Annotated in this window: 17 protein-coding genes; 9 read left to right on the top strand and 8 right to left on the bottom strand. The window is 45.1% G+C overall.

Going from position 1 to position 21,497, the window contains the following annotated elements; translation table 11 throughout:
* From recF to GVO60_RS19985, 3 genes are all read left to right on the top strand, one after another.
* Positions 1 to 1,083, top strand: coding sequence for a DNA replication/repair protein RecF (recF, locus tag GVO60_RS19995; protein WP_159657241.1), 1,083 nt, complete (start codon positions 1 to 3; stop codon positions 1,081 to 1,083).
* Between the two features lie 13 nt (positions 1,084 to 1,096).
* Positions 1,097 to 3,514 (top strand): DNA topoisomerase (ATP-hydrolyzing) subunit B, encoded by a 2,418-nt coding sequence (gene gyrB / locus GVO60_RS19990; protein ID WP_159657239.1) that lies wholly within the window; start codon positions 1,097 to 1,099, stop codon positions 3,512 to 3,514.
* 552 nt (positions 3,515 to 4,066) lie between these two features.
* Positions 4,067 to 4,501, top strand: a complete 435-nt coding sequence (locus tag GVO60_RS19985) for an Hsp20 family protein (RefSeq protein ID WP_159657238.1) — start codon at positions 4,067 to 4,069, stop codon at positions 4,499 to 4,501.
* A gap of 215 nt (positions 4,502 to 4,716) precedes the next feature.
* On the opposite strand, the gene GVO60_RS19980 is transcribed toward GVO60_RS19985, so the two are convergent.
* The 3 genes from GVO60_RS19980 to glyQ form a co-directional block, all read right to left on the bottom strand.
* Entirely contained in the window at positions 4,717 to 5,967 is a 1,251-nt protein-coding gene (locus tag GVO60_RS19980; RefSeq protein WP_159657236.1) for a valine--pyruvate transaminase, read from the bottom strand.
* Between the two features lie 205 nt (positions 5,968 to 6,172).
* Positions 6,173 to 8,239: a glycine--tRNA ligase subunit beta gene (gene glyS / locus GVO60_RS19975; protein ID WP_159657234.1), complete on the bottom strand. Its 2,067-nt coding sequence runs from the start codon at positions 8,237 to 8,239 to the stop codon at positions 6,173 to 6,175.
* Between the two features lie 2 nt (positions 8,240 to 8,241).
* A complete protein-coding gene (gene glyQ, locus GVO60_RS19970; RefSeq protein ID WP_159657232.1) occupies positions 8,242 to 9,162 on the bottom strand; it encodes a glycine--tRNA ligase subunit alpha in 921 nt (306 codons plus the stop codon).
* A gap of 425 nt (positions 9,163 to 9,587) precedes the next feature.
* Here glyQ and GVO60_RS19965 point away from each other — a divergent pair, with 425 nt between their 5' ends.
* The 4 genes from GVO60_RS19965 to GVO60_RS19950 all read left to right on the top strand — a co-directional run bounded on the left by GVO60_RS19965 (position 9,588) and on the right by GVO60_RS19950 (position 13,993).
* Positions 9,588 to 10,145 (top strand): TMEM165/GDT1 family protein, encoded by a 558-nt coding sequence (locus tag GVO60_RS19965; RefSeq protein WP_159657230.1) that lies wholly within the window; start codon positions 9,588 to 9,590, stop codon positions 10,143 to 10,145.
* 297 nt (positions 10,146 to 10,442) lie between these two features.
* On the top strand, positions 10,443 to 12,116 hold the full coding sequence (locus GVO60_RS19960; RefSeq protein ID WP_159657228.1) for an ABC transporter substrate-binding protein: 1,674 nt from the start codon (positions 10,443 to 10,445) through the stop codon (positions 12,114 to 12,116).
* 179 nt (positions 12,117 to 12,295) lie between these two features.
* On the top strand, positions 12,296 to 12,556 hold the full coding sequence (locus GVO60_RS19955) for a hypothetical protein (RefSeq protein ID WP_159657226.1): 261 nt from the start codon (positions 12,296 to 12,298) through the stop codon (positions 12,554 to 12,556).
* Between the two features lie 105 nt (positions 12,557 to 12,661).
* A complete protein-coding gene (locus tag GVO60_RS19950) occupies positions 12,662 to 13,993 on the top strand; it encodes a helix-turn-helix domain-containing protein (protein WP_159657224.1) in 1,332 nt (443 codons plus the stop codon).
* 11 nt (positions 13,994 to 14,004) lie between these two features.
* Here GVO60_RS19950 and opgC read toward each other — a convergent pair whose 3' ends face one another.
* Positions 14,005 to 15,120, bottom strand: a complete 1,116-nt coding sequence (gene opgC / locus GVO60_RS19945) for an OpgC domain-containing protein (RefSeq protein ID WP_159657222.1) — start codon at positions 15,118 to 15,120, stop codon at positions 14,005 to 14,007.
* Positions 15,121 to 15,220: 100 nt separating this feature from the next.
* Positions 15,221 to 15,469: a sulfurtransferase TusA gene (gene tusA, locus GVO60_RS19940; RefSeq protein ID WP_159657220.1), complete on the bottom strand. Its 249-nt coding sequence runs from the start codon at positions 15,467 to 15,469 to the stop codon at positions 15,221 to 15,223.
* Between the two features lie 139 nt (positions 15,470 to 15,608).
* On the opposite strand from tusA, the gene GVO60_RS19935 reads away from it, so the two are divergent.
* The gene (locus GVO60_RS19935; protein WP_159657218.1) at positions 15,609 to 15,797 is read left to right on the top strand and encodes a hypothetical protein; all 189 of its coding nucleotides are present in this window, start codon (positions 15,609 to 15,611) and stop codon (positions 15,795 to 15,797) included.
* A gap of 151 nt (positions 15,798 to 15,948) precedes the next feature.
* Positions 15,949 to 16,890 (top strand): LysR family transcriptional regulator, encoded by a 942-nt coding sequence (locus GVO60_RS19930; protein ID WP_159657216.1) that lies wholly within the window; start codon positions 15,949 to 15,951, stop codon positions 16,888 to 16,890.
* 59 nt (positions 16,891 to 16,949) lie between these two features.
* Here GVO60_RS19930 and acuI read toward each other — a convergent pair whose 3' ends face one another.
* From acuI to ilvD, 3 genes are all read right to left on the bottom strand, one after another.
* Positions 16,950 to 17,930 (bottom strand): acrylyl-CoA reductase (NADPH), encoded by a 981-nt coding sequence (gene acuI, locus GVO60_RS19925; RefSeq protein ID WP_159657214.1) that lies wholly within the window; start codon positions 17,928 to 17,930, stop codon positions 16,950 to 16,952.
* Between the two features lie 171 nt (positions 17,931 to 18,101).
* The gene (gene ilvA, locus GVO60_RS19920; RefSeq protein ID WP_159657212.1) at positions 18,102 to 19,649 is read right to left on the bottom strand and encodes a threonine ammonia-lyase, biosynthetic; all 1,548 of its coding nucleotides are present in this window, start codon (positions 19,647 to 19,649) and stop codon (positions 18,102 to 18,104) included.
* 3 nt (positions 19,650 to 19,652) lie between these two features.
* Positions 19,653 to 21,494: a dihydroxy-acid dehydratase gene (gene ilvD / locus GVO60_RS19915; RefSeq protein ID WP_159657210.1), complete on the bottom strand. Its 1,842-nt coding sequence runs from the start codon at positions 21,492 to 21,494 to the stop codon at positions 19,653 to 19,655.
* Positions 21,495 to 21,497: the final 3 nt, after the last annotated feature.

Raw genomic sequence — 21,497 nt, 5'->3', positions numbered from 1 at the left:
ATGCCGCTTTCTCGTCTTATTATTCAGCAATTTCGAAACATTAAAGCCTGTGATATTGAACTATCAGCAGGCTTTAACTTTCTTATTGGTCCTAACGGAAGTGGCAAAACGAGCGTTCTAGAAGCGATCTATTTGTTAGGGCATGGCCGCTCGTTTAAGAGTTCTCTGACGGGGCGAGTGATCCAAAATGACCATAACGAACTGTTTGTTCATGGGCGTTTTTTGAACTCGGATCAATTTGAGCTACCAATTGGCATTAATAAGCAGCGTGATGGCTCAACAGAGGTTAAAATAGGCGGTCAATCTGGGCAAAAGTTGGCTCAGTTGGCACAAGTGTTACCGCTACAGTTAATTCATCCTGAAGGGTTTGATTTACTGACAGATGGACCAAAACATCGCCGTGCATTTATCGACTGGGGAGTCTTTCATACCGAGTCAGCATTTTATGATGCATGGGGCCGATTTAAACGCTTGAACAAACAGCGTAATGCGCTGCTTAAAACCGCTCGTAGTTATCGCGAACTCAGTTATTGGGATCAAGAGATGGCTCGACTGGCGGAGAATATCAGTCTTTGGCGCTCTGTTTATGTTGAACAGATGAAGTCCAAAGCAGAACAAATATGTCAGACTTTTTTGCCCGAGTTTGATATCCAGCTCAAGTACTATCGGGGCTGGGATAAAGAAACACCTTACCAAGAAATTCTCGAGAAGAATTTTGAACGGGATCAGGCCTTGGGGTACACCTTTAGTGGACCCAACAAAGCCGACTTAAAAATCAAAGTAAATGGCACGCCTGTAGAGGATGTTCTGTCACGTGGTCAGCTTAAATTGATGGTGTGTGCATTGCGTGTTGCGCAGGGACAACATCTGACAGAGATGACGGGCAAACAGTGTATTTACTTAATTGATGACTTTGCATCGGAATTAGATAGCCAACGTCGCAAGCGTCTTGCAGATTGCTTGAAAGAGACGGGGGCTCAAGTTTTTGTAAGTTCTATTACTGACAGCCAGATAGCCGACATGGTCGATGAAAATGGCAAGATGTTCCATGTGGAACATGGCACAATAGAACAAAATATATAGCGGAAGATAACTCATGTCTGAAAATTACGATTCATCGAGTATTAAAGTACTAAAAGGTCTGGACGCCGTACGTAAGCGTCCTGGTATGTACATCGGCGACACGGATGATGGTACCGGTCTGCACCACATGGTTTTTGAGGTGGTGGATAACTCAATTGATGAAGCGTTGGCAGGTCACTGTAAAGACATCATTGTGACAATTCATGAGGATAACTCAGTTTCTGTGAGCGATGACGGCCGTGGTATTCCAACGGAAATGCACCCAGAAGAGAAAGTATCAGCAGCAGAAGTTATCATGACGGTACTTCACGCTGGTGGTAAGTTCGATGACAACTCATACAAGGTATCGGGCGGTCTTCACGGTGTTGGTGTCTCTGTGGTAAACGCACTGTCTGAAAAAGTGACACTAACGATTCATCGTGGTGGTCATATCCATACTCAGACTTACCATCATGGTGAGCCTCAAGCACCACTAGCAGTTGTCGGTGATACGGATAAAACCGGTACGCAAATCCGTTTCTGGCCAAGTGGTGAGACATTCTCAAACACTGAATTCCACTACGATATTTTAGCGAAGCGTCTACGCGAATTATCATTCCTAAACTCTGGTGTTTCTATCATGCTGAAAGATGAGCGTGAAGAAGACAAGAGCGATCACTTTATGTTTGAAGGTGGTATTCAAGCATTCGTTGATCACCTAAACACTAACAAAACACCAATCATTGAGAAAATTTTCCACTTCGATTATGAGCGTGAAGATGGTATTTCTGTTGAAGTGGCAATGCAGTGGAACGACGGCTTCCAAGAAAACATCTACTGTTTCACCAACAACATTCCTCAGCGCGATGGTGGTACTCACTTAGCGGGCTTCCGTGCAGCACTAACACGTACTCTGAATACTTTCATGGATAAAGAAGGTTTTTCTAAGAAAGCGAAAACAGCTACGTCTGGTGATGATGCGCGCGAAGGTCTAACTGCGGTTGTCTCTGTAAAAGTGCCAGACCCTAAGTTCTCAAGCCAAACCAAAGACAAGCTGGTTTCATCAGAAGTGAAATCTGCAGTTGAATCGGCAATGGGTGAGAAACTGTCTGAGTTCCTAGTGGAAAACCCAACAGAAGCGAAGATGGTTTGTTCTAAAATCATCGACGCAGCACGTGCTCGTGAAGCAGCGCGTAAAGCTCGTGAAATGACTCGTCGTAAAGGCGCGCTAGATTTAGCGGGTCTACCAGGCAAGCTAGCTGACTGTCAGGAAAAAGATCCTGCACTCTCTGAACTATACATAGTGGAGGGTGATTCGGCAGGCGGCTCCGCAAAACAAGGCCGTAACCGTAAGAACCAAGCAATCCTACCGCTTAAAGGTAAGATTCTTAACGTTGAAAAAGCACGTTTCGACAAGATGCTTTCTTCACAAGAAGTTGCAACGTTAATCACAGCACTCGGCTGTGGTATCGGTCGCGACGAATACAACCCAGACAAACTGCGTTACCACAACATCATCATCATGACCGATGCCGACGTCGATGGTTCGCACATCCGTACGCTACTATTGACCTTCTTCTACCGTCAAATGCCAGAGCTTATTGAGCGTGGCTACGTGTACATCGCTCAGCCACCGCTTTACAAAGTGAAGAAAGGCAAACAAGAGCAGTACATCAAAGATGAAGATGCAATGAACCAATACCAAGTAGCATTGGCATTAGATAACGCAGCTCTTCATGTTAACCCTGAAGCGCCAGCTCTATCTGGTGAAGCATTAGAGAAGCTTGTTCAGCAATACAACGCGGGCATCAAGCTGATGGATCGTATGAGCCGCCGTTACCCACGCGCTCTAGTGCACGAGTTCATTTACACGCCACGCCTAACGGCTGAGCAGTGTCATGATGCAGCAGCGGTTGAATCTTGGACTGAGCAGTTAGTGAAACAGCTAAATGCGAAAGAAGTGGGCGCAAGCCAATACAGCTTCGAAGTTGAACAGCACGCTGAGCTAGGTCTAAATCTACCTAAGATCATCGTACGTACACACGGTGTAACACACGATTTTGCTCTAAGCATCGATCTAATTAACTCTAAAGAGTACAGCAAACTTGCGTCTCTTTCTGAAGCATTAGACGGCCTAGTTGAAGACGGCGCTTACATCAAGCGTGGTGAACGTACTCAGCCTGTATCGAGCTTTGTTGAAGCACTAGAGTGGCTAATTAAAGAGTCACGTCGTGGTCTAAGCCTACAGCGCTACAAAGGTCTAGGTGAGATGAACCCAGATCAGCTTTGGGAAACTACGATGGACCCAGAAACGCGCCGCATGATGCAAGTAACGATCGAAGATGCAGTAGGTGCTGACCAACTGTTCACGACACTAATGGGTGACCAAGTAGAACCTCGTCGTAACTTCATCGAAGAGAATGCACTGAAAGTCGCTAACCTAGACGTTTAGTATCTTTGATACTTTGCTCTTTCGCTTAATTTCTGTGTCAGAGGTGCTCACATACCTTCGTATGCTCCGCGCCTCCTCCTTGAACTAAAACGAAATAGCTTCGTCTCAAAAAACTAAATTTTTAAAGGACTACCCGAAATGGTGGTCCTTTTTTGTTTCCGATGTTTTCATTATTTTTCAATTGTCCGGAGCGTCATCCTCAAGAGGGAGGAACGACCGAGTTGGGGATCTCTAGAAGCGTATAGAAAATTTTTTAATTCGATCCCTTGAAACTAATTTGCTCCAACCACATATCTATTTGTGAAGAGGAAAGCTGTCTTGCTCAAGAGAGAAGAAACAGACCTCTGGACTTGTTGGCTTCGCATCGCTCAAGAGAGGATGACGATAGCAACACACAATTGAACTTGATTCGTTTCTATGTCCCCGCGCATATAGCCTAACAGAGGCAGCCAGAGGAGTAGCAAATGAGTCCCTTAGTCGTTCACGTTCGAATATAAGATCGATCCGTGCAAACTCACGACTAAGACTATTGCTTACTAAAAGGATAGCATTATGAGAACTGTAGATTTCACTCCACTTTACCGCAACGCAATTGGCTTCGATCGTCTATTCAACATGATGGAAGCAAACACCTCGAAGAACACTTCTGGCGGTTACCCTCCGTATAACATCGAGCAAAAAGATGAGAACAACTACCGTATTACGATGGCAGTTGCTGGCTTTGCTGAAGGCCAACTCGATCTGACTCAAAAAGAAAATATGCTGATCGTAAAGGGTGAGCGTAAAACAGAAGCTGAAAAAACCTACGTATACCAAGGTATCGCAGAGCGCGATTTCGAACGTAAATTCCAGCTAGCAGACTACGTAAAAGTAGTGGGTGCAAGTATGGAAAACGGTCTATTACACATTGACCTAGAGCGTGAAATTCCAGAAGCGATGCAGCCACGTAAGATTGCGATTAATGGCAATAACCTAATCGAAGGCTAATTGTCATCAGCTTTAACTAGCTGAGTATAGTCGGGAAGAAGAGTGAAAGAGCACCCTTACCTTGAAAAGGCGGTGCTCTTTTTTTGTATCTAGCTTTGTAGGATGTGTAGCGATTGTGGTAAGTATGCGCAGACATTGCGCTAGAGCTTATCCCTAGTAGCGAATCTTGCTCTAGCGACTTGGAAAGCAATCGCAATTCAGGTCATAACTTGGTATTAACCTTGTTGGTATGCCTTCTCAACTTCCTCAGCAATGATCTTAATGCCTTTCTGCATCATCTCATCCTCTTGAACATAGTTCATACGCAGACACTGATGAGCATGGTCCCAGTCATCTTCTTGGCCAATAAAGAAGTATTCGCCTGGTACAATCAACACGCCACGAGCTTTAAGGCGCTTATACAGCTCCATGGTTGTGATTGGCAGTTCGTCAAACCATAGCCATAAGAAGATGGCACCTTCCGGCTTATGGATACGAAAGCGAGGATCGGTAATCTCATTTTGCAGTAACTCTACCGCTCTCTGAGATTTTTGCTGATAGAAAGGTTTGATGACATTTGAACTTAGTTTTAGCAGATCGCCTTTCTCAATCATACGATTGGCAATCGCAGGCCCTAAGCTTCCCGGAGCTAAACTGATAATGCCATTCATATTGGTCATCGCCTGGGTGATCTCTTCACTCGCAATCACAATACCGCAGCGTACGCCTGGTAAGCCTAACTTGGACAAGCTCATACATAGAATGGTGTTTTCATTCCAGAATGGCTGTACGTCTTCAAAAATAATATTTGGGAAAGGTAAGCCATAGGCATTATCGATGATCAGCGGAATGTTGTTTTCACGCGCTAATTTATCGAGCTTTTGAATTTCTTCATCAGTTAAAACGTTGCCAGTTGGGTTAGTCGGGCGTGAAGCACAGATTGCAGCGACAGAGTCATCCACTTTTAGTTGCTCAAAATCGACATGGTATTTAAACAAGCCGTTGTCGAGCATTTCGATTTCAGGGTGATAAGAAACGAAGATATCCTCATCGATACCCGCATCACCGTAGCCAATATATTCAGGTGCTAGAGGCAGTAGAATCTTTTTGTGTGAACCATCAGGCTGCTTACCTGCTAATAAATTAAATAGGTAAAAGAAACCACTTTGGCTGCCGTTGGTTAAGCTAATATTTTTTTCGCTGATGTTCCAGCCATAGGTCTCTTTCAGTAGTTGAGCGAGTGCTTTTACGAATGTATTTTTGCCTTGAGGACCATCGTAGTTCGCCATGGCGGCCACGAGTTCTCCATTGGCGAGCATCTCTTCACTAGTTTGACGAAAGTAATCGAGCATAGCTGGAATCGCGGCTGGATTACCACCACCGAGCATGATGGCACCAGGGGTGCGGAGGCCATCATTTAAATCATCCATTAATTGTGTGATACCGGAGTACTGATTGAATTTTTCACCAAACTTAGAGAATTGCATTACTGATTTTACCTAATTCATTATTGTCATTGCTTATTGTTATCAGAGATCAGTGCGTGGCTGACCAATAGAGTAATCCTTGAACATACCTTAATGATAATAAGACGAAAAGCACTAAATTGGGGCATTGATAAAGAAAAACCCAACTCCGAGGAGTTGGGCTTGAGTAGACTTATAAAGCATAAGGCTTTATTTGTGCTGAGATTTATTTCTGTAGAAGAGAAATATCCGCAATCTGTAGGAACAGGTTACGTAGGTTGTTAAGTAGCGTTAGACGGTTCTTCTTCAGAGCTTCGTCGTCTGCCATTACCATTACGTTATCGAAGAACGCATCAACAGGCTCACGTAGACCTGCTAGCTTGCTTAGTGCTTCTTGGTAGTTACCTGTAGCGAATGCTGGCTCTAGCGCTTCTGTCATCACTTCAACGCTTTCTGCTAGTGCTTTCTCTGCGTCTTCTTGTAGAAGTGCTAGGTCAATCTCAGCAGCTAGCTCTCCATCGAATTTCGCTAGGATGTTACCTACACGTTTGTTCGCTGCTGCTAGTGCTTCTGCCGCTTCTAGCTCACGGAAGTGAGATACCGCTTTCACGCGCTGATCGAAATCTGCTGGTTTAGTAGGACGGTTAGCCAGTACTGCTTGGATGATATCCACGCTGAAGCCAGCATCTTGGTACCATGCGCGGAAACGACCTAGCATGAAGTCGATAACGTCAGCTTCTACGTTGTCGTTGGTTAGCTTGTCGCCTAGTAGCTCTTTCGCTTTTGCGATTAGATCAGTTAGGTCTAGGTTGTAGCCGTTTTCTACGATAATACGTAGTACACCTAGAGACGCACGACGAAGTGCAAATGGGTCAGAGCCCTTAGGTGCTTGGCCAATGCCGAAGATACCAACGATAGTATCTAGCTTGTCAGCCATTGCTACAGCAGATGAGATACCTGTGCTTGGTAGCTCGTCACCAGCAAAACGAGGCATGTACTGTTCGTAAAGTGCCAGTGCAACTTGTTCGTCTTCACCATCGTGAGTCGCGTAGTGCATGCCCATTACACCTTGAGTATCCGTGAATTCGAATACCATAGAGGTCATTAGGTCACATTTAGCCAGTAGGCCTGCGCGCTTAGACTTCTCAACGTCAGCATCGATTTGCTTAGCGATGTAGCCAGCAAGTTCTGTGATGCGGTCTGTCTTGTCTTTGATAGTACCAAGCTGCTTCTGGAAGATAGCTTGGTCTAGTTCTGGAAGACGATCGATCAGAGGACGCTTACGGTCTGTGTTGAAGAAGAATTCAGCATCAGCAAGACGTGGGCGTACAACTTTCTCGTTACCTTCGATAACGTGGCGAGGCTCTTTAGACTCGATGTTCGATACGAAGATAAAGTTAGGAAGTAGCTTCTTGTTTTCATCGTAAACAGGGAAGTATTTTTGGTCACCCTTCATGGTGTAAACCAAAGCTTCAGAAGGAACTTTTAGGAACTCTTCTTCAAATTTCGCTGTTAGTACTACTGGCCATTCAACCAGAGATGTTACTTCTTCAACAAGGTCATCTTCTAGGTCAGCTTTACCGCCAACCGCTGCTGCTGCTTTTTGCGAATCAGCTAGGATGATTGCTTTACGCGCTTCGTAATCAGCCATTACTTTACCGCGCTCTTCTATGATCGCTGGGTATTGCTCTGCAGATTCGATAGTGAACTCTTGCTCACCCATGAAGCGGTGACCACGGATAGTGCGGTCTGATGCTACGCCTAAGATCTCACCTTCGATAAGGTCAGAGCCCATTAGCATAGTTAGCGTTTTTACTGGGCGGATAAACTGAGTGGTCTTGTTACCCCAGCGCATTGGCTTAGCGATAGGTAGGTTACCCAGTGCTTTTGCTGCCAGTTCAACAACGATTTCAGACGTTGCTTGGCCTTTTACTTCTTGTTTAAACAGAAGCCATTCGCCTTTGTCTGTTATTAGACGGTCAGCTTGCTCAACTGTGATGCCGTTACCACGCGCCCAGCCTTGAGCCGCTTTGGTTGCGTTACCGTCAGCATCGAATGCCACAGAAACTGCAGGACCACGCTTCTCAACCACTTTGTCAGCTTGGCCTTCAGCTAGAGCTGAAACCTTAAGTGCTAGACGACGAGGAGCTGCGTACCATTTCACACCTTCGTGTGCTAGGTCTGCGCCTTTTAGCTCAGCTTCGAAGTTTGCTGCGAACGCTTCCGCTAGAGTGCGAAGTTGCGTTGGTGGTAGCTCTTCAGTACCCAGTTCAATTAGAAATTCTTTAGCCATGATTACTTTTCCTCGTTGTTCTTACACATTGGGAAGCCAAGTGCTTCACGTGATGCGTAGTATGCTTCAGCAACTGATTTAGTCAGGTTGCGGATACGAAGGATGTAACGTTGACGCTCTGTTACAGAGATAGCTTTACGCGCATCAAGGATGTTAAATGCGTGACCCGCTTTTAGAATTCGCTCGTAAGCTGGAAGTGGTAGAGGCTTCTCAAGCTCAAGTAGCTCTTTACACTCTTTCTCGCACTGGTCGAAGAACGTGAATAGGAAATCTACGTCGGCGTGCTCGAAGTTGTAAGTTGATTGCTCAACTTCGTTTTGGTGGAAGATATCACCGTAAGTCACGTTGCTGCCGTCTGGTGCTACGTTCCATACAAGATCGTAAACTGAATCTACTTCTTGAATGTACATTGCTAGACGCTCAATACCGTAAGTGATCTCACCCGTTACAGGTTTACACTCAAGGCCACCCACTTGCTGGAAGTAAGTGAACTGAGTCACTTCCATACCGTTTAGCCATACTTCCCAACCAAGACCCCATGCGCCTAGCGTTGGGTTTTCCCAGTTGTCTTCTACGAAACGAATATCGTGAACTAGCGGGTCAATACCAAGAACTTCAAGCGAGCCTAGGTACAACTCCTGAATGTTATCTGGAGAAGGTTTTAGGGCTACTTGGAATTGATAATAGTGCTGCAGACGGTTCGGGTTTTCACCGTAACGGCCATCGGTAGGACGACGTGAAGGTTGAACGTAAGCTGTCGACATTGGCTCTGGGCCAAGTGCACGTAGACATGTCATTGGGTGAGAGGTGCCTGCACCTACTTCCATATCTAGAGGTTGAACAATAGTACAACCGTTTTGTGCCCAGTAATCCTGCAGCGCGAGGATCATTCCCTGGAAGGTTTTGATATCGTATTTTTGCATAGTAATTCGCGCGATTCTTTGAGTAAAAGGTCTGTCTAAAACAGAGAAAAATAACAATCAAGTATACCCAGATATTTGGCATGGGAGTAGCGCTAATCGTGATTAATTCCTAAGCAAAATTCTCCTTTAGTGGATTTTTAATGGCGTATCGGTTCAAATTTTCCTAAAAGGGAGTTTTTGATGGGTTAATTGCTTGAGATGTCTGGTTTAGATGGCTAAAATGCAGCCATCTTTGGGGAGTAGCTTACTTGGTAGATGTCGTCTCTACTCGGTTCGTTCGTCAACATAATTGGTGCACAATCACCATGGCGTTCGAGGCTCATGCACATGAGCTTAGCAAGACCTTAGATAAACATCATGAACCGGGGTGGGGCATGAGGTTTGTCTATGGTTAAAATTATAATCCCTGCCCCAATGAGCATGTCGTGAGCGTTTTAGCTATTTCAATTACTACCGTAGCCTTAGCAGAAATTGGCGATAAGACCCAATTGCTATCCTTGCTACTGGCGAGTCGTTACCGTAAACCCATACCCATTATTGCCGCTATCTTTTTTGCCACTATAGCAAACCATGCACTTGCTGCTTGGCTTGGTGTTGTGGTGGCTGATTACCTGTCACCTGATATTCTTAAATGGGTGTTGGTGGTGAGCTTCCTTGCTATGGCTGGCTGGGTTCTTATTCCAGATAAATTGGATGAAGATGAGGAAATCTCCAATCGAGGCCCATTTGTTGCCAGTTTCATCGCCTTTTTCATTGCGGAGATAGGTGATAAGACACAGATTGCCACTTCGATATTGGGTGCGCAGTATTCTGAAGCGCTGATTATGGTCATTCTCGGTACCACTATCGGAATGTTGCTTGCCAATGTGCCAGTGGTGCTGATTGGCAAGTTGTCCGCAGACAAATTGCCATTAGCATTGATCCGAAAAGTGACGGCTTTGCTGTTTGTTGGTTTAGCCATTGGTGCAGCCATTTTCTCTTAATATCTGGATCTTACGGTCGATGCGATCAGATGAAGTTTTAATCTGATCGCATTTTATTAGATTCAGCATTAATTTATGCCTGTTGAAAATGTGGTAACTTTTCTTCAAATACCGCTGTAATCAATGATATGACACGCAAAGTATCATTATTTTTTATGGTAATTTCGTTGTTTAATTATCGAACAGGAAAAGTTGTATTATTTGTGCAACTTTATGTTTTTTAGTTACTTTTACCCATGTTGAAGAATAAGGATACTCCGGTTAATTTTTGTGCATTACTACTCATAAGGTATTGCCATGAAAACAAATCTTCTATCTGCGTTAATCACCTCAGCACTGGTATTTTCTGCTAACTCAACTTTGGCGTCTGATCTCGATGCCATGTCTAAACTGACCATTATTCCAAACCATAATCCATCATTGATTCGCAACTTTAACCCGTATGCTGTTTCTCGCCTTCATACGGCGCGAGATTTCATGTTCGAGCCTCTGGTGATTTTTAATGAGTTGAAAGGAAATGTGCCTGAGTATCGCCTCGCAACTGGGAGTACGATGAGTGATGATTTGCTCAGCATAACGTTTGACCTACGCGAAGGAGTTAAATGGTCAGATGGTGAAACGTTCGATGCAGATGATGTCGTATTCACCTTTGATCTGGTAAGCAATAATCCAAACATCGACGATCGTGGCATCAGCAGTAAAATTAAGTCGGTAGAAAAGTTGGGGCCTTACCAAGTTCGCTTCAATTTAGATACGGTAAACACCAATATTGGCTACGAAATTGCTCAAGTGCCTGTGGTGCCTGAGCATCAGTGGAAGTCCGTTGAAGATCCCGCAGCCTTTATGAATCCTAACCCTGTTGGTACTGGACCATTTACTGAACTGCCTCAGTTTACTTCGACGTTATTCTTACAATGTCGTAATCCGCACTACTGGGATAACGATAATCTGGAGGTCGATTGTTTGCGAGTGCCACAAATGAATCATAATGATCAAGTGCTTGGTGAGTTGATGAACTCTCGGATTGATTGGGCTGGTTCATTTATCCCAGACATTGATCAGACTTACATGAAAGCATCAAACCATCATGGTTACTGGTACCCACCAGCGGGGACGCAAGCCTTTATGTTTAACTATGCATCGAAAGATAAAGTTAAACATGAAGTGTTAAATGACATTCAGTTCCGACGCGCATTTTCTATGGCAATTGACCGTCAGACACTGATTGATATCGCTAACTATGGCAATGCTGTCATGAATGACTTCGCGTCTGGATTGGGCTATGCGTTTGAAGCGTGGTCTGATGAAGCGGTACACGATAAATACAAGCCATTTATGACCTATTCGCCAGAGCAAGCAAAAGCGCTATTGGCAAAAGCTGGCTACAAAGACCGAGATAATGATGGCTTTGTTGAGTCTCCATCCGGCGGTAAGTTTGAGTTGAATATTCAGTCACCACAGGGCTGGACAGACTTTAACAACACGGTCATGTTGGCGACGGAACAATTGCTAGATGTAGGAATTAAAGTCAAAGCTCGTACACCTGATTTCTCTATCTACAACAAGAGTATGCTAGGTGCTGATTACGACATTGCTTATACCAACTACTTCCATGGACCAACGCCTCACAAATATTGGGATAGTGGTTACCACTCTCGATTACAAGCTTCAGAAGGTATGCCGCGTTTTGCTATGCACCATTGGAAGAGTGATAAATTAGATACGCTTCTTGATAGCTTCTACAAGACAGCGGATGTTGGAAAGCAGAGAGCGATTGCTCATTCTATCCAAAAGGTGATTGCAGAGAACCAAGTCACCGTTCCTGTCTTATCTGGCCCTAATTTCTACCAGTACAACACGACTCGTTTCACTGGTTGGTGGAATGCGGAAAACCCGAAAGGTCGCCCTATGATTTGGGAAGGAACGCCAGAACGTTTATTACACGTCCTTGACTTGAAACCTCGCAGTTAAACGCTAGAAAATAAAATGACACAAGGCTCTAACTCTATGTTGGGGCCTTTGTTTTTACGGAAAAAACTCAGCTTTTAAACTCTTTAATTGGATTCAGTGAAAGACGTGATCGTTGACATATTAGTGTCATCATTGTCATGGTAATTTAACCTTGTGGATGATAGCGAGAGGGCAAGAAGATGCTTACACGTTATATGGGGATGACCCCAAAAAGTCAGAGTTATTTGTTCACTGTTGGCCTAGCCTTGTGCTTGTTGGCCATGGTACTCACGGATATGTGGCTACCGATTGTCGCGGGCTCATTTATCTTGACGGGATTGACCGTTGAGGCCTGGATTCGAGTCGCGCACATTATCCCAATGCATGAAGAGATGCGAGCGATGAGAAAGCAGCTCAATAAGCTTCAATCAGAAGTCCGCACCTTAGAATACGACGAATAGTAAAAAGCAGCCATTGGCTGCTTTTTTTTACGCAATTTTTGAAGTGAGACGTAAACTGTTTGCAGCATGATTGCTCAGCTGTAATTGCCTGATACAACTAGAGCTATGCGGCAGTTTTCTTTTATTTATCGTATTGTTGAAACGGTTGAAACACGTTTACCGTGTAAACTCAACATCAACGCAATCGCGACTACCTTAAATGTCAGTCGTTGGCATCTTCAACATGAGTTTAAGCGTTACACCGGCATCCCACTTGGGCGCTATTATCGCTTGCGTTTACTTACTCTTGCGATTGATGCTCTTGCAAGCTCTGAACGCAATGTGCTCGATATTGCGCTTGAGCATGGTTTTGAATCTCAAGAAGCACTGTATCGAGCGGTTCGTCAAAATTTTCTCGTATCACCTAAGCATTTTAAACGTAATCCGACATTGGCTAAGTTTTTTGGTGTTCCTCCAATTGACTCGATCTATCTGTCATTTTTTCAACGGATGCAGTCATGCCCGCCAGAAGAGGTCACCTTTCCTGCTGATACCTTCTTCGGTGTAGTCAGTAATTTTTCTTCTGTTTTTTTTGATGAGAAAGAGACGGGGTTTAAGGTTGAACAGATGTGGCAAACGTTCGCAGAAGCAACTAGTGGCTGGCAGCATCAAGATCGACGCTACTATGCTTTAGAATATCGCAATAATTGTTCGGTGAGTTCTGGTCAGTTCCAAATGTTGGCGGTGTGTAATGGAGAGCAGGAAGGCTCATTACAGCCTTTGGCTCGCATTGAGTTATCTCAGCGTAAGATGTGGCGATTTAATTTATCTCATAACCCTCCGCTTAAAGCCTTGTTCGTTTACCTCAATCAGGTCTTTTGTATACCTCGCAAATTGACACTTAAGCGCCTTCCCTATATTTGGCAACTGGATGAAAATGGCAACTTACTGTTTTGGGTTGAGCTTCGACCTTTCTCCAAGGCAAGCTCACTTCCCGATTCAATTCAACATTTAAGTCGCTCTCCATTGAGCAACCAAACTTTATCAGGGCGTATCGAAACTGTCGAAATTCCTGCTGTGTGTGTCGAAAAAAGCCAGCGATTGGCGTTTGTTTTGAATCATTTCAAAATCGCTCTACCTGCAGTAAACGCCGGTGCTGAACAGTTAATGATTGGTCGGTTACAGAGCTCTGATTACTCTCCAGATCATGATTATCAAGTTAGTCGTTTTACTATCGAATCGGGTGGCTCAACACATATCAAATCAGGTATGGTTTTGAAATGTGTTCTACAAGGTTGCTTATCTCAAATAGGTGAGGACTTAGACTCACTTTACTATTCTTACCTTCATGAGGTGGGTTTTGTTGTAAGGAAAGGGCTTGAGTGGATTGTCTGTGCTGAAGAGCAACCGGGACAAGTTTGGTATATTGAATTGCTTATCCCGGTTATTAAACGCTGATTTTATGTTATTTAGCCACTATGTCTGACTTTTTCGATGCTGAGTTTGTTGGTTTTGCGTCGCTCTCTCCAAAGAGGAGGTATCAATAATGAACAGGCAACTATCATTAGACTAATGGTTAGGCTAGGTTGAAAGTCTAAGTAACCTAGGGTTGCCGGAGCCAAAGTAAATATCACCAAATAATGCCAAGTGAATACTTGTAGCGAGTTACGACCGATCAATGCGAGTGGCTTGAAGGCGAGTGCGTTGGGTTTTCGGTGTAGTAACCATGCAAACAGGTATACCAGTAGCAGCAAGTTGACTGCTCGTAGCCAGCCTATCAACGGTTTGTCCGCTAGCTCATACAGCGTGCCTTGATGGATACCATACTGACCTAATACGTTGCGATTAAGCACGAATATCACTAATGCTGTAATTGCGACTAAGGCAGTCACTGAACGATACTTGAACCAATTGATGGGCTGGTGTTGTGCGCGATAGCCTAAACAGATCCCGATAACAAATAATAATTGCCACGCGAGTAAGCTGAAATAGCCAGTGTTGAGTTCACTATCTGGGAAAAGAGGTGTAAGCATTTCCGAGAGATTAATAAACCGACTCGACAGCCACGTAATTAAACTCACAACTAAGATTTCAATCATACGTCCTTTTGATAGCTGCTTTAATACGATTGGAGCGATCAGAAGGAAAATCACATACATGGGTAAAATATCGAAGTAGGCCGGTTTGTGAATCAAGGTTGCGCTAGCAGCCAATGCGAGAGCTTTGTTCTCCATTAAGCCAGGAAATACATTGTCATAGAACGTGTGAACAGGTGGAACAAAGTGGATATACAACGCTCCGACAACGAGGAGACCAGCGATAGCTGACATGTGGTATATGTAGAGCTGCTTTGCGCGTTGATGTAGCTTTTGACGCATCACTTGGCTGTTGTAGGTTGAGTAGACTAACCCCACCATTAGACCTGAAATGAAAATAAAACCTTCAGCTGCACCGACTTGGCCAAAAGGTTGAAGAGTGATGTATTGAATGTCTGCCCAGCCGACCGTAATCCAAATAAAATGGTTGATGGACATAATGAGCAATAACGTACCGCGAATAGCATCGATGGAATGATTGCGTTGCATAAAGTTTCCTCCCTTAACTTCGCTCAGCATAAAGGGAGGAAATAATGAAAAACTGATTAATTGTGCGGTGTTATAAAAAAGTGCGAGTATGCTGAAATGTTTAGCTGAGCCCTTTTCTGATCAGATACTGATAAGGCAATTCTTCTGTTTGTGAGCCTATGAGTTGATGATCCATAAAGCGACAAAAACTTGGAATATCACGAGTGGTTGATGGGTCATCGGCTTTCACCAATAAAATCTCACCATCTTGCATGTTTCTAATTGTCTTCCTGACCATCATCACTGGCTCTGGGCAGCGTAATCCTTCTGCCTCTAGGGTTTGATTTGCCTGTTCTGGGTTGAATGTCATGGTCGTTTCTTTGTTTAACTCAATTTGGCCTAGATAATACTAGTGAAGAAAAAATATTCAATAACCCCTTGGCAAAGTGATCATTTTGTTTTAACTTAGTTAACAAGTTGGTAACATTTAAATCAAGGATCAGAATTCTATGACAGCTTTAGATCGTTTAACAATCTATTCCGTGCTGTGCTTTGTCTCTTTCTGTGCTTTGGTTTTACGTTCTCCAGCGGAGTCATCGTCATTTATGCCATTGCTTGGTATGGGTGCCACGGTGATAGGTATTTGGCTCGAGATGCATCGCTGGCCGAGCGCATCTGAGCAAGAGGATGGCCAATAGCACTTCCAACTATTGTTCATACTTGCGACTACATTCAACTACATTCCGACACTATCCCCAGTTTTCTTGGGCTTCCCCGCTGAAAAGCGGGATTTTTTTTGCCTGAAAAAGGTACAATCCATTTATTCCCTTATTAATTCAGTGATTGAACGTGGAACTAGAAGATATCTATCGCCGTGATTTGAATCTGCTGGTGGCACTGCGAGTATTGATTGAAGAGTGCAGTGTCAGTAAGGCCGCAAACCGTTTGAATCTGAGCCAGTCGGCAATGAGTCGAGTACTTGGCCGTTTACGAGAAATGCTTGGTGATCCTTTATTTACTCGCCAAGGGCAGCATCTGATTCCAACCGAGAAAGCGCTCGAAATTGATCGATCTTTGGGCGAGCCTCTAGAATCTTTGCGTCAGCTTTTATCTCCATTAGAGTTTGATCCACAAAGCTGCGATCAAACTTTCTCTATCGCGACAACAGATTATGCGATGCAGACCATTTTGCCATTTGCCTTACCGCGTATTTATCAAGAAGCGCCGAATGTGTCGTTTAATTTTCTGCCGTTGCAGCACGACAGATTGGCCGATCAACTGACTTATGAAAATGCTGATCTTGCGATTTGTCGTCCCATTGGCCCTGTTGAGCCTTTGCGTAGTGAGATTTTAGGTCGGGTAGGTGTGCTGTGTTTGCTTTCAAAACAGCATCCGTTAGCCAATCAAGAGATGAGCTTGTCGGATTACCTCACTTATCCGCATGCAATGATTGCGATTAGTGATGGTGTCAAAGCCTTGATTGAAGGTGCATTGGTGGATCAGCCTAAGCGCAAAATGGTGCTGCGTGCTTATCATCTTGAGGCGGCGTTAGCTATCGTTGATACCATGCCAATCATTATTACCGTTCCGGCAGATTTAGCTTATCTGGTTGCTGAGCGTTATGACTTGGTGATTAAGCCTTTACCATTTCAGTTTACGCCGTTTGATTATTCGATGATCTGGCATCCGCGCTGTGAACATTCTCCTGCCCAAGAGTGGTTGAGAGGCATCGTAAAGGAAGAGTGCAGCCGTTTGATTGCCAAACGAATTGAAGATATTGGTTTGGACTAAACCGCTTAAATAAAAAAAGAGCCAGCATTATAGGTGCTGGCTCTTTTTATTGTGCGAGCTTAAAGCTTGATAACTACGCGGCCTGTTACTTGACCGTTAGTGATATCTTCAGCGTATTTTGGTGCTTCTGCCAGCTCAACCTCAGTACATGCTTGCTCGAAGTAGCTGTCTGGTAGTAGTTCAACCAGTTTTTCCCATGCTGCGATACGTTTCTCTGTTGGGCACGATACTGAATCGATACCTTGTAGACGAACATTACGCAGAATAAATGGCATAACCGTGGTTGGCAGATCAAAACCACCCGCTAGACCACATGCTGCGACTGCGCTGTTGTAATCCATTTGAGCGAGAACTTTTGCCAAAACTTTGCTGCCGACCGTGTCAACCGCACCTGCCCAGATTTGTTTCTCTAGCGGACGTGCTGGCTCTTCAAACTCAACGCGGTCGATGATGCGGCTTGCACCAAGTTTTTCGAGCAGTGGGCCATTTTGTTCAACGCGACCTGTTACTGCAGCGACTGTGTAGCCAAGCTGAGCAAGCAAAGTAACCGCCACAGAGCCAACACCACCACTTGCGCCTGTGACAAGTACTTCACCATTTTCTGGTTTGATACCCGCATCAAGCAGCGCTTGCACACATAGCATGCCAGTAAAGCCAGCAGTACCGACCATCATGGCTTTTTTACTGTCTAAGCCTTGTGGTAGAGGCACTAACCAATCTGCTTTTAGACGCGCACGTTGTGCCATACCGCCCCAGTGGTTTTCACCGACACCCCAACCAGTCAGTACCACTTTGTCGCCAGTTTGGTAGCGGTCATCTTCTGAACTCACTACGGTACCTGCGAGATCGATACCTGGCACCATAGGGAAGTTGCGGATAATTTTGCCTTTACCGGTAATCGCTAAGCCATCTTTGTAGTTTAGTGATGAGTAATCAACTTCGATTAGGACGTCACCTTCAGGTAATTGTGCCTCGTCGATCTGTTCGATTGAAGCGATAGTGCGTTTGTCTTCTTGGTTTAGAATCAGTGCGTTAAACATAGGTGATCTCCACAACATAGAGCAGCAATTTAAAAACTGAGTTGAGTGTAGACCTAAAATGGTTATGACTAAAATGAAACTTTAGCATTATATTTATGCGTATCACGCATTTTGCTTATTTTAGTGATGGTGATGAAAATAAAGCCAATCGAATGATTGGCTTTATTGTAGTTAGGATAGGAAGAATTTGTAGGACGGGTTGTCCGTTTCATCCTTACATTGGTAACCCAATTCACGTAGATGCGCAGAGAATTGGGATAAGTCCGACTCATCTAATTCGAAACCACATAGAACTCGGCCATAGTCTGCACCGTGATTACGATAGTTGAACAGGCTAATGTTCCAATGGGTACCGAGCGTGCTTAAGAACTTAACCAAAGCCCCAGGGTATTCTGGAAACTCAAAACTGTAGAGGCGTTCTTTGAGCTGTTTTGATGGTTTACCACCAATCATGTAACGAACGTGTAGCTTGGCCATTTCATCATCAGATAGGTCGACAACCGGGTAGCCGCCATTACGTAAATCGTGAATGATGTGGTCGAGCTCTTCTTGCCCACCTTGTAAACGAACACCGACAAAGATATTGGCTAATTTATCGTCGTTGTAGCGGTAGTTAAACTCTGTCACGGCTCGGCCACCAATCAAGTTACAAAACTCGAAAAAAGCGCCCTGACGTTCTGGGATAGTGACGGCGAGTAGACCTTCACGTTTTTCACCCAATTCACATCGCTCAGAGACATAGCGTAAACCGTGGAAATTGGTGTTTGCTCCAGATAATACTGTACTTAAATTTTTGCCTTTTAACTGATGTTGCTCGGCATACTTTTTAAGACCAGCTAGTGCTAGAGCGCCTGAAGGCTCCGCTATTGCGCGGGTATCTTCAAAGATATCTTTTACAGCAGCGCAGATTTCATCGCTTGAGACAGAAATATGGCCATCGATAAACTGTTCACACAGACGGAAGGTCTCTTCGCCGATACGCTTAACGGCAACCCCATCGGCAAACATGCTGACTTGGTCCAGTACGACAGGCTCACCCGCATCAAGAGCGGCTTTTAGGCAAGCTGAATCCTCTGGCTCAACGGCGATGACTTTGATCTCTGGCATCAGCTGTTTGACTAGTACCGCAACACCTGCAGCCAAACCGCCGCCCCCAACAGGGACGAAAATGTAGTCCAGGTGACCGTTTTGCTGCAGCATTTCCATACCAATTGTGCCTTGGCCCGAGATCACTAATGGGTGATCGAATGGCGGGACAAAGGTATAGCCATGTTCTGTAGACAGGCGTTCAGCCTCTGCTTTGGCTTCATCAAAGTTGCTACCGTGCAAGACCACATTGCCACCAAAGCTACGCACAGCATCAACTTTAATGTCTGGGGTTGTTTTTGGCATCACAATGGTGGTTTTGATGCCAAGTTTAGTACCAGATAGTGCCATGCCTTGTGCGTGGTTGCCCGCTGAGGCTGCAATGACCCCAGCCGCTTTTTGAGCTTCGCTAAGGCTTGCGACCATGTTGTAAGCACCGCGCAGCTTAAACGAATGTACCGGTTGGCGATCTTCTCGTTTGATTTGCACTTTGTTGCCAATGCGCTCTTCAAGTCGAGGCATATCTTGAAGTGGCGTGACCGTCGCCACTTCATACACAGGTGCACGCAAGATCTGGCGCAGGTAGTCCGCGCCAGTTTGTAGCAGCTGTTTTGCTGGTTGAGAGTCAGACATAAGCTAGTCCTCTAGCTTGGATTTGTCTCGCACCGCACCTTTGTCTGCACTGGTTGCCATACTTGCGTAAGCTTTTAGAGCAAAAGAGACTTCACGTTGACGGTTCGCAGGTTTCCAACCTAGCTCATCTTGTTTCGCGCGGCGTGCAGCTAATTCTGCTTCCGGCACATCCAGAGTGATAGAGCGGCTTGGGATATCGATGGTAATAATATCGCCATCTTGAACCAGACCAATCGTACCGCCACTTGCCGCTTCTGGAGAGGCGTGACCAATCGATAGGCCTGATGTACCACCAGAGAATCGACCATCAGTCAGTAGGGCACAAGATTTACCTAGACCCATAGATTTTAGGTAAGTGGTTGGGTAAAGCATCTCTTGCATACCTGGGCCACCTTTTGGACCTTCGTAGCGGATAACAACCACTTCGCCCGCTTTCACTTTACCGCCCAAGATGCCATCAACGGCGGTGTCTTGGCTTTCAAATACAATCGCTGGGCCTTGGAATTTAAGGTTTTCTTCATCCACACCAGCTGTTTTAACAATACAGCCGTCTACAGCGATGTTACCTGAAAGTACCGCTAAGCCACCTTCTTGGCTAAAGGCATTCTCTTTGGTGCGAATACAGCCTTCTACGCGATCATCATCAAGACGATCCCAACGGCAATCTTGTGAGAAGGCTTTTGTGGTGCGGATACCCGCAGGGCCAGCGCGGAAGAACTTAAGTACCGCTTCATCTTCAGTTTGCATGATGTCGTATTGAGCAAGCTGCTCTTTCATCGACATGCCCAAGACTGTGCTTGTGTCACCGTTGAGAAGGCCGGCGCGATCCAGTTCACCCAGAATTGCCATCACACCGCCCGCGCGGTGTACGTCTTCCATGTGGTACTTCTGAGTCGATGGTGCCACTTTGCAAAGGTGTGGTACGCGACGAGACATCTCATCAATGTCATTCATGTCAAAATCAATCTCACCTTCTTGCGCAGCGGCGAGTAGGTGTAAAACTGTGTTGCTCGAACCGCCCATGGCAATATCAAGAGCCATCGCATTTTCAAACGCTGGACGGTTAGCAATGTTACGTGGCAGAGCCGATTCATCATCTTGCTCGTAGTAACGTTTGGTCAAATCGACAATGCGTTTACCTGCATTGATGAACAGTTGCTCGCGGTCTGCGTGTGTTGCCAGCATGGAACCGTTACCTGGTTGAGATAGACCAAGTGCTTCGGTCAGACAGTTCATTGAGTTGGCGGTGAACATGCCAGAACATGAGCCACAAGTTGGACACGCTGAACGTTCGATTTGCTCACTTTGCTCATCAGAAACCGTTGGATCGGCACCTTGAATCATGGCATCAACAAGATCCAGTTTGATGATTTGCTCTGAAAGCTTAGTTTTACCCGCTTCCATTGGACCGCCAGAGACAAAAATAACAGGAATGTTAAGGCGCATAGCTGCCATCATCATTCCTGGAGTGATTTTGTCACAGTTCGAAATACATACCATGGCATCAGCACAGTGTGCATTGACCATGTACTCTACCGAGTCTGCGATCAATTCACGTGATGGCAGAGAGTAAAGCATGCCACCGTGACCCATAGCGATGCCGTCATCGACCGCAATGGTGTTGAATTCTTTGGCGATACCGCCTGCTTTTTCAATTTCTCCGGCAACCAGTTGGCCCATATCTTTTAGGTGCACGTGGCCTGGAACAAATTGAGTGAATGAGTTTACAACCGCGATAATCGGCTTACCGAAATCGTCATCTTTTACCCCAGTAGCACGCCATAGGGCACGAGCGCCGGCCATGTTACGTCCGTGAGTGGTGGTGGCTGATCTATATTTAGGCATCTT

Source organism: Vibrio atypicus, from assembly GCF_009811315.1.
Taxonomy (GTDB): domain Bacteria; phylum Pseudomonadota; class Gammaproteobacteria; order Enterobacterales; family Vibrionaceae; genus Vibrio; species Vibrio atypicus.
This window is presented reverse-complemented; position numbering and strand designations above follow the sequence as displayed.

Excerpts from the sequence above, each read along its gene's own strand:
- recF (WP_159657241.1), top strand. The coding sequence starts at position 1 with ATGCCGCTTTCTCGTCTTATTATTCAGCAATTTCGAAACATTAAAGCC.
- gyrB (WP_159657239.1), top strand. The coding sequence starts at position 1,097 with ATGTCTGAAAATTACGATTCATCGAGTATTAAAGTACTAAAAGGTCTG.
- GVO60_RS19985 (WP_159657238.1), top strand. The coding sequence starts at position 4,067 with ATGAGAACTGTAGATTTCACTCCACTTTACCGCAACGCAATTGGCTTC.
- GVO60_RS19980 (WP_159657236.1), bottom strand. The coding sequence starts at position 5,967 with ATGCAATTCTCTAAGTTTGGTGAAAAATTCAATCAGTACTCCGGTATC.
- glyS (WP_159657234.1), bottom strand. The coding sequence starts at position 8,239 with ATGGCTAAAGAATTTCTAATTGAACTGGGTACTGAAGAGCTACCACCA.
- glyQ (WP_159657232.1), bottom strand. The coding sequence starts at position 9,162 with ATGCAAAAATACGATATCAAAACCTTCCAGGGAATGATCCTCGCGCTG.
- GVO60_RS19960 (WP_159657228.1), top strand. The coding sequence starts at position 10,443 with ATGAAAACAAATCTTCTATCTGCGTTAATCACCTCAGCACTGGTATTT.
- GVO60_RS19955 (WP_159657226.1), top strand. The coding sequence starts at position 12,296 with ATGCTTACACGTTATATGGGGATGACCCCAAAAAGTCAGAGTTATTTG.
- GVO60_RS19950 (WP_159657224.1), top strand. The coding sequence starts at position 12,662 with ATGCGGCAGTTTTCTTTTATTTATCGTATTGTTGAAACGGTTGAAACA.
- opgC (WP_159657222.1), bottom strand. The coding sequence starts at position 15,120 with ATGCAACGCAATCATTCCATCGATGCTATTCGCGGTACGTTATTGCTC.
- tusA (WP_159657220.1), bottom strand. The coding sequence starts at position 15,469 with ATGACATTCAACCCAGAACAGGCAAATCAAACCCTAGAGGCAGAAGGA.
- GVO60_RS19935 (WP_159657218.1), top strand. The coding sequence starts at position 15,609 with ATGACAGCTTTAGATCGTTTAACAATCTATTCCGTGCTGTGCTTTGTC.
- acuI (WP_159657214.1), bottom strand. The coding sequence starts at position 17,930 with ATGTTTAACGCACTGATTCTAAACCAAGAAGACAAACGCACTATCGCT.
- ilvA (WP_159657212.1), bottom strand. The coding sequence starts at position 19,649 with ATGTCTGACTCTCAACCAGCAAAACAGCTGCTACAAACTGGCGCGGAC.
- ilvD (WP_159657210.1), bottom strand. The coding sequence starts at position 21,494 with ATGCCTAAATATAGATCAGCCACCACCACTCACGGACGTAACATGGCC.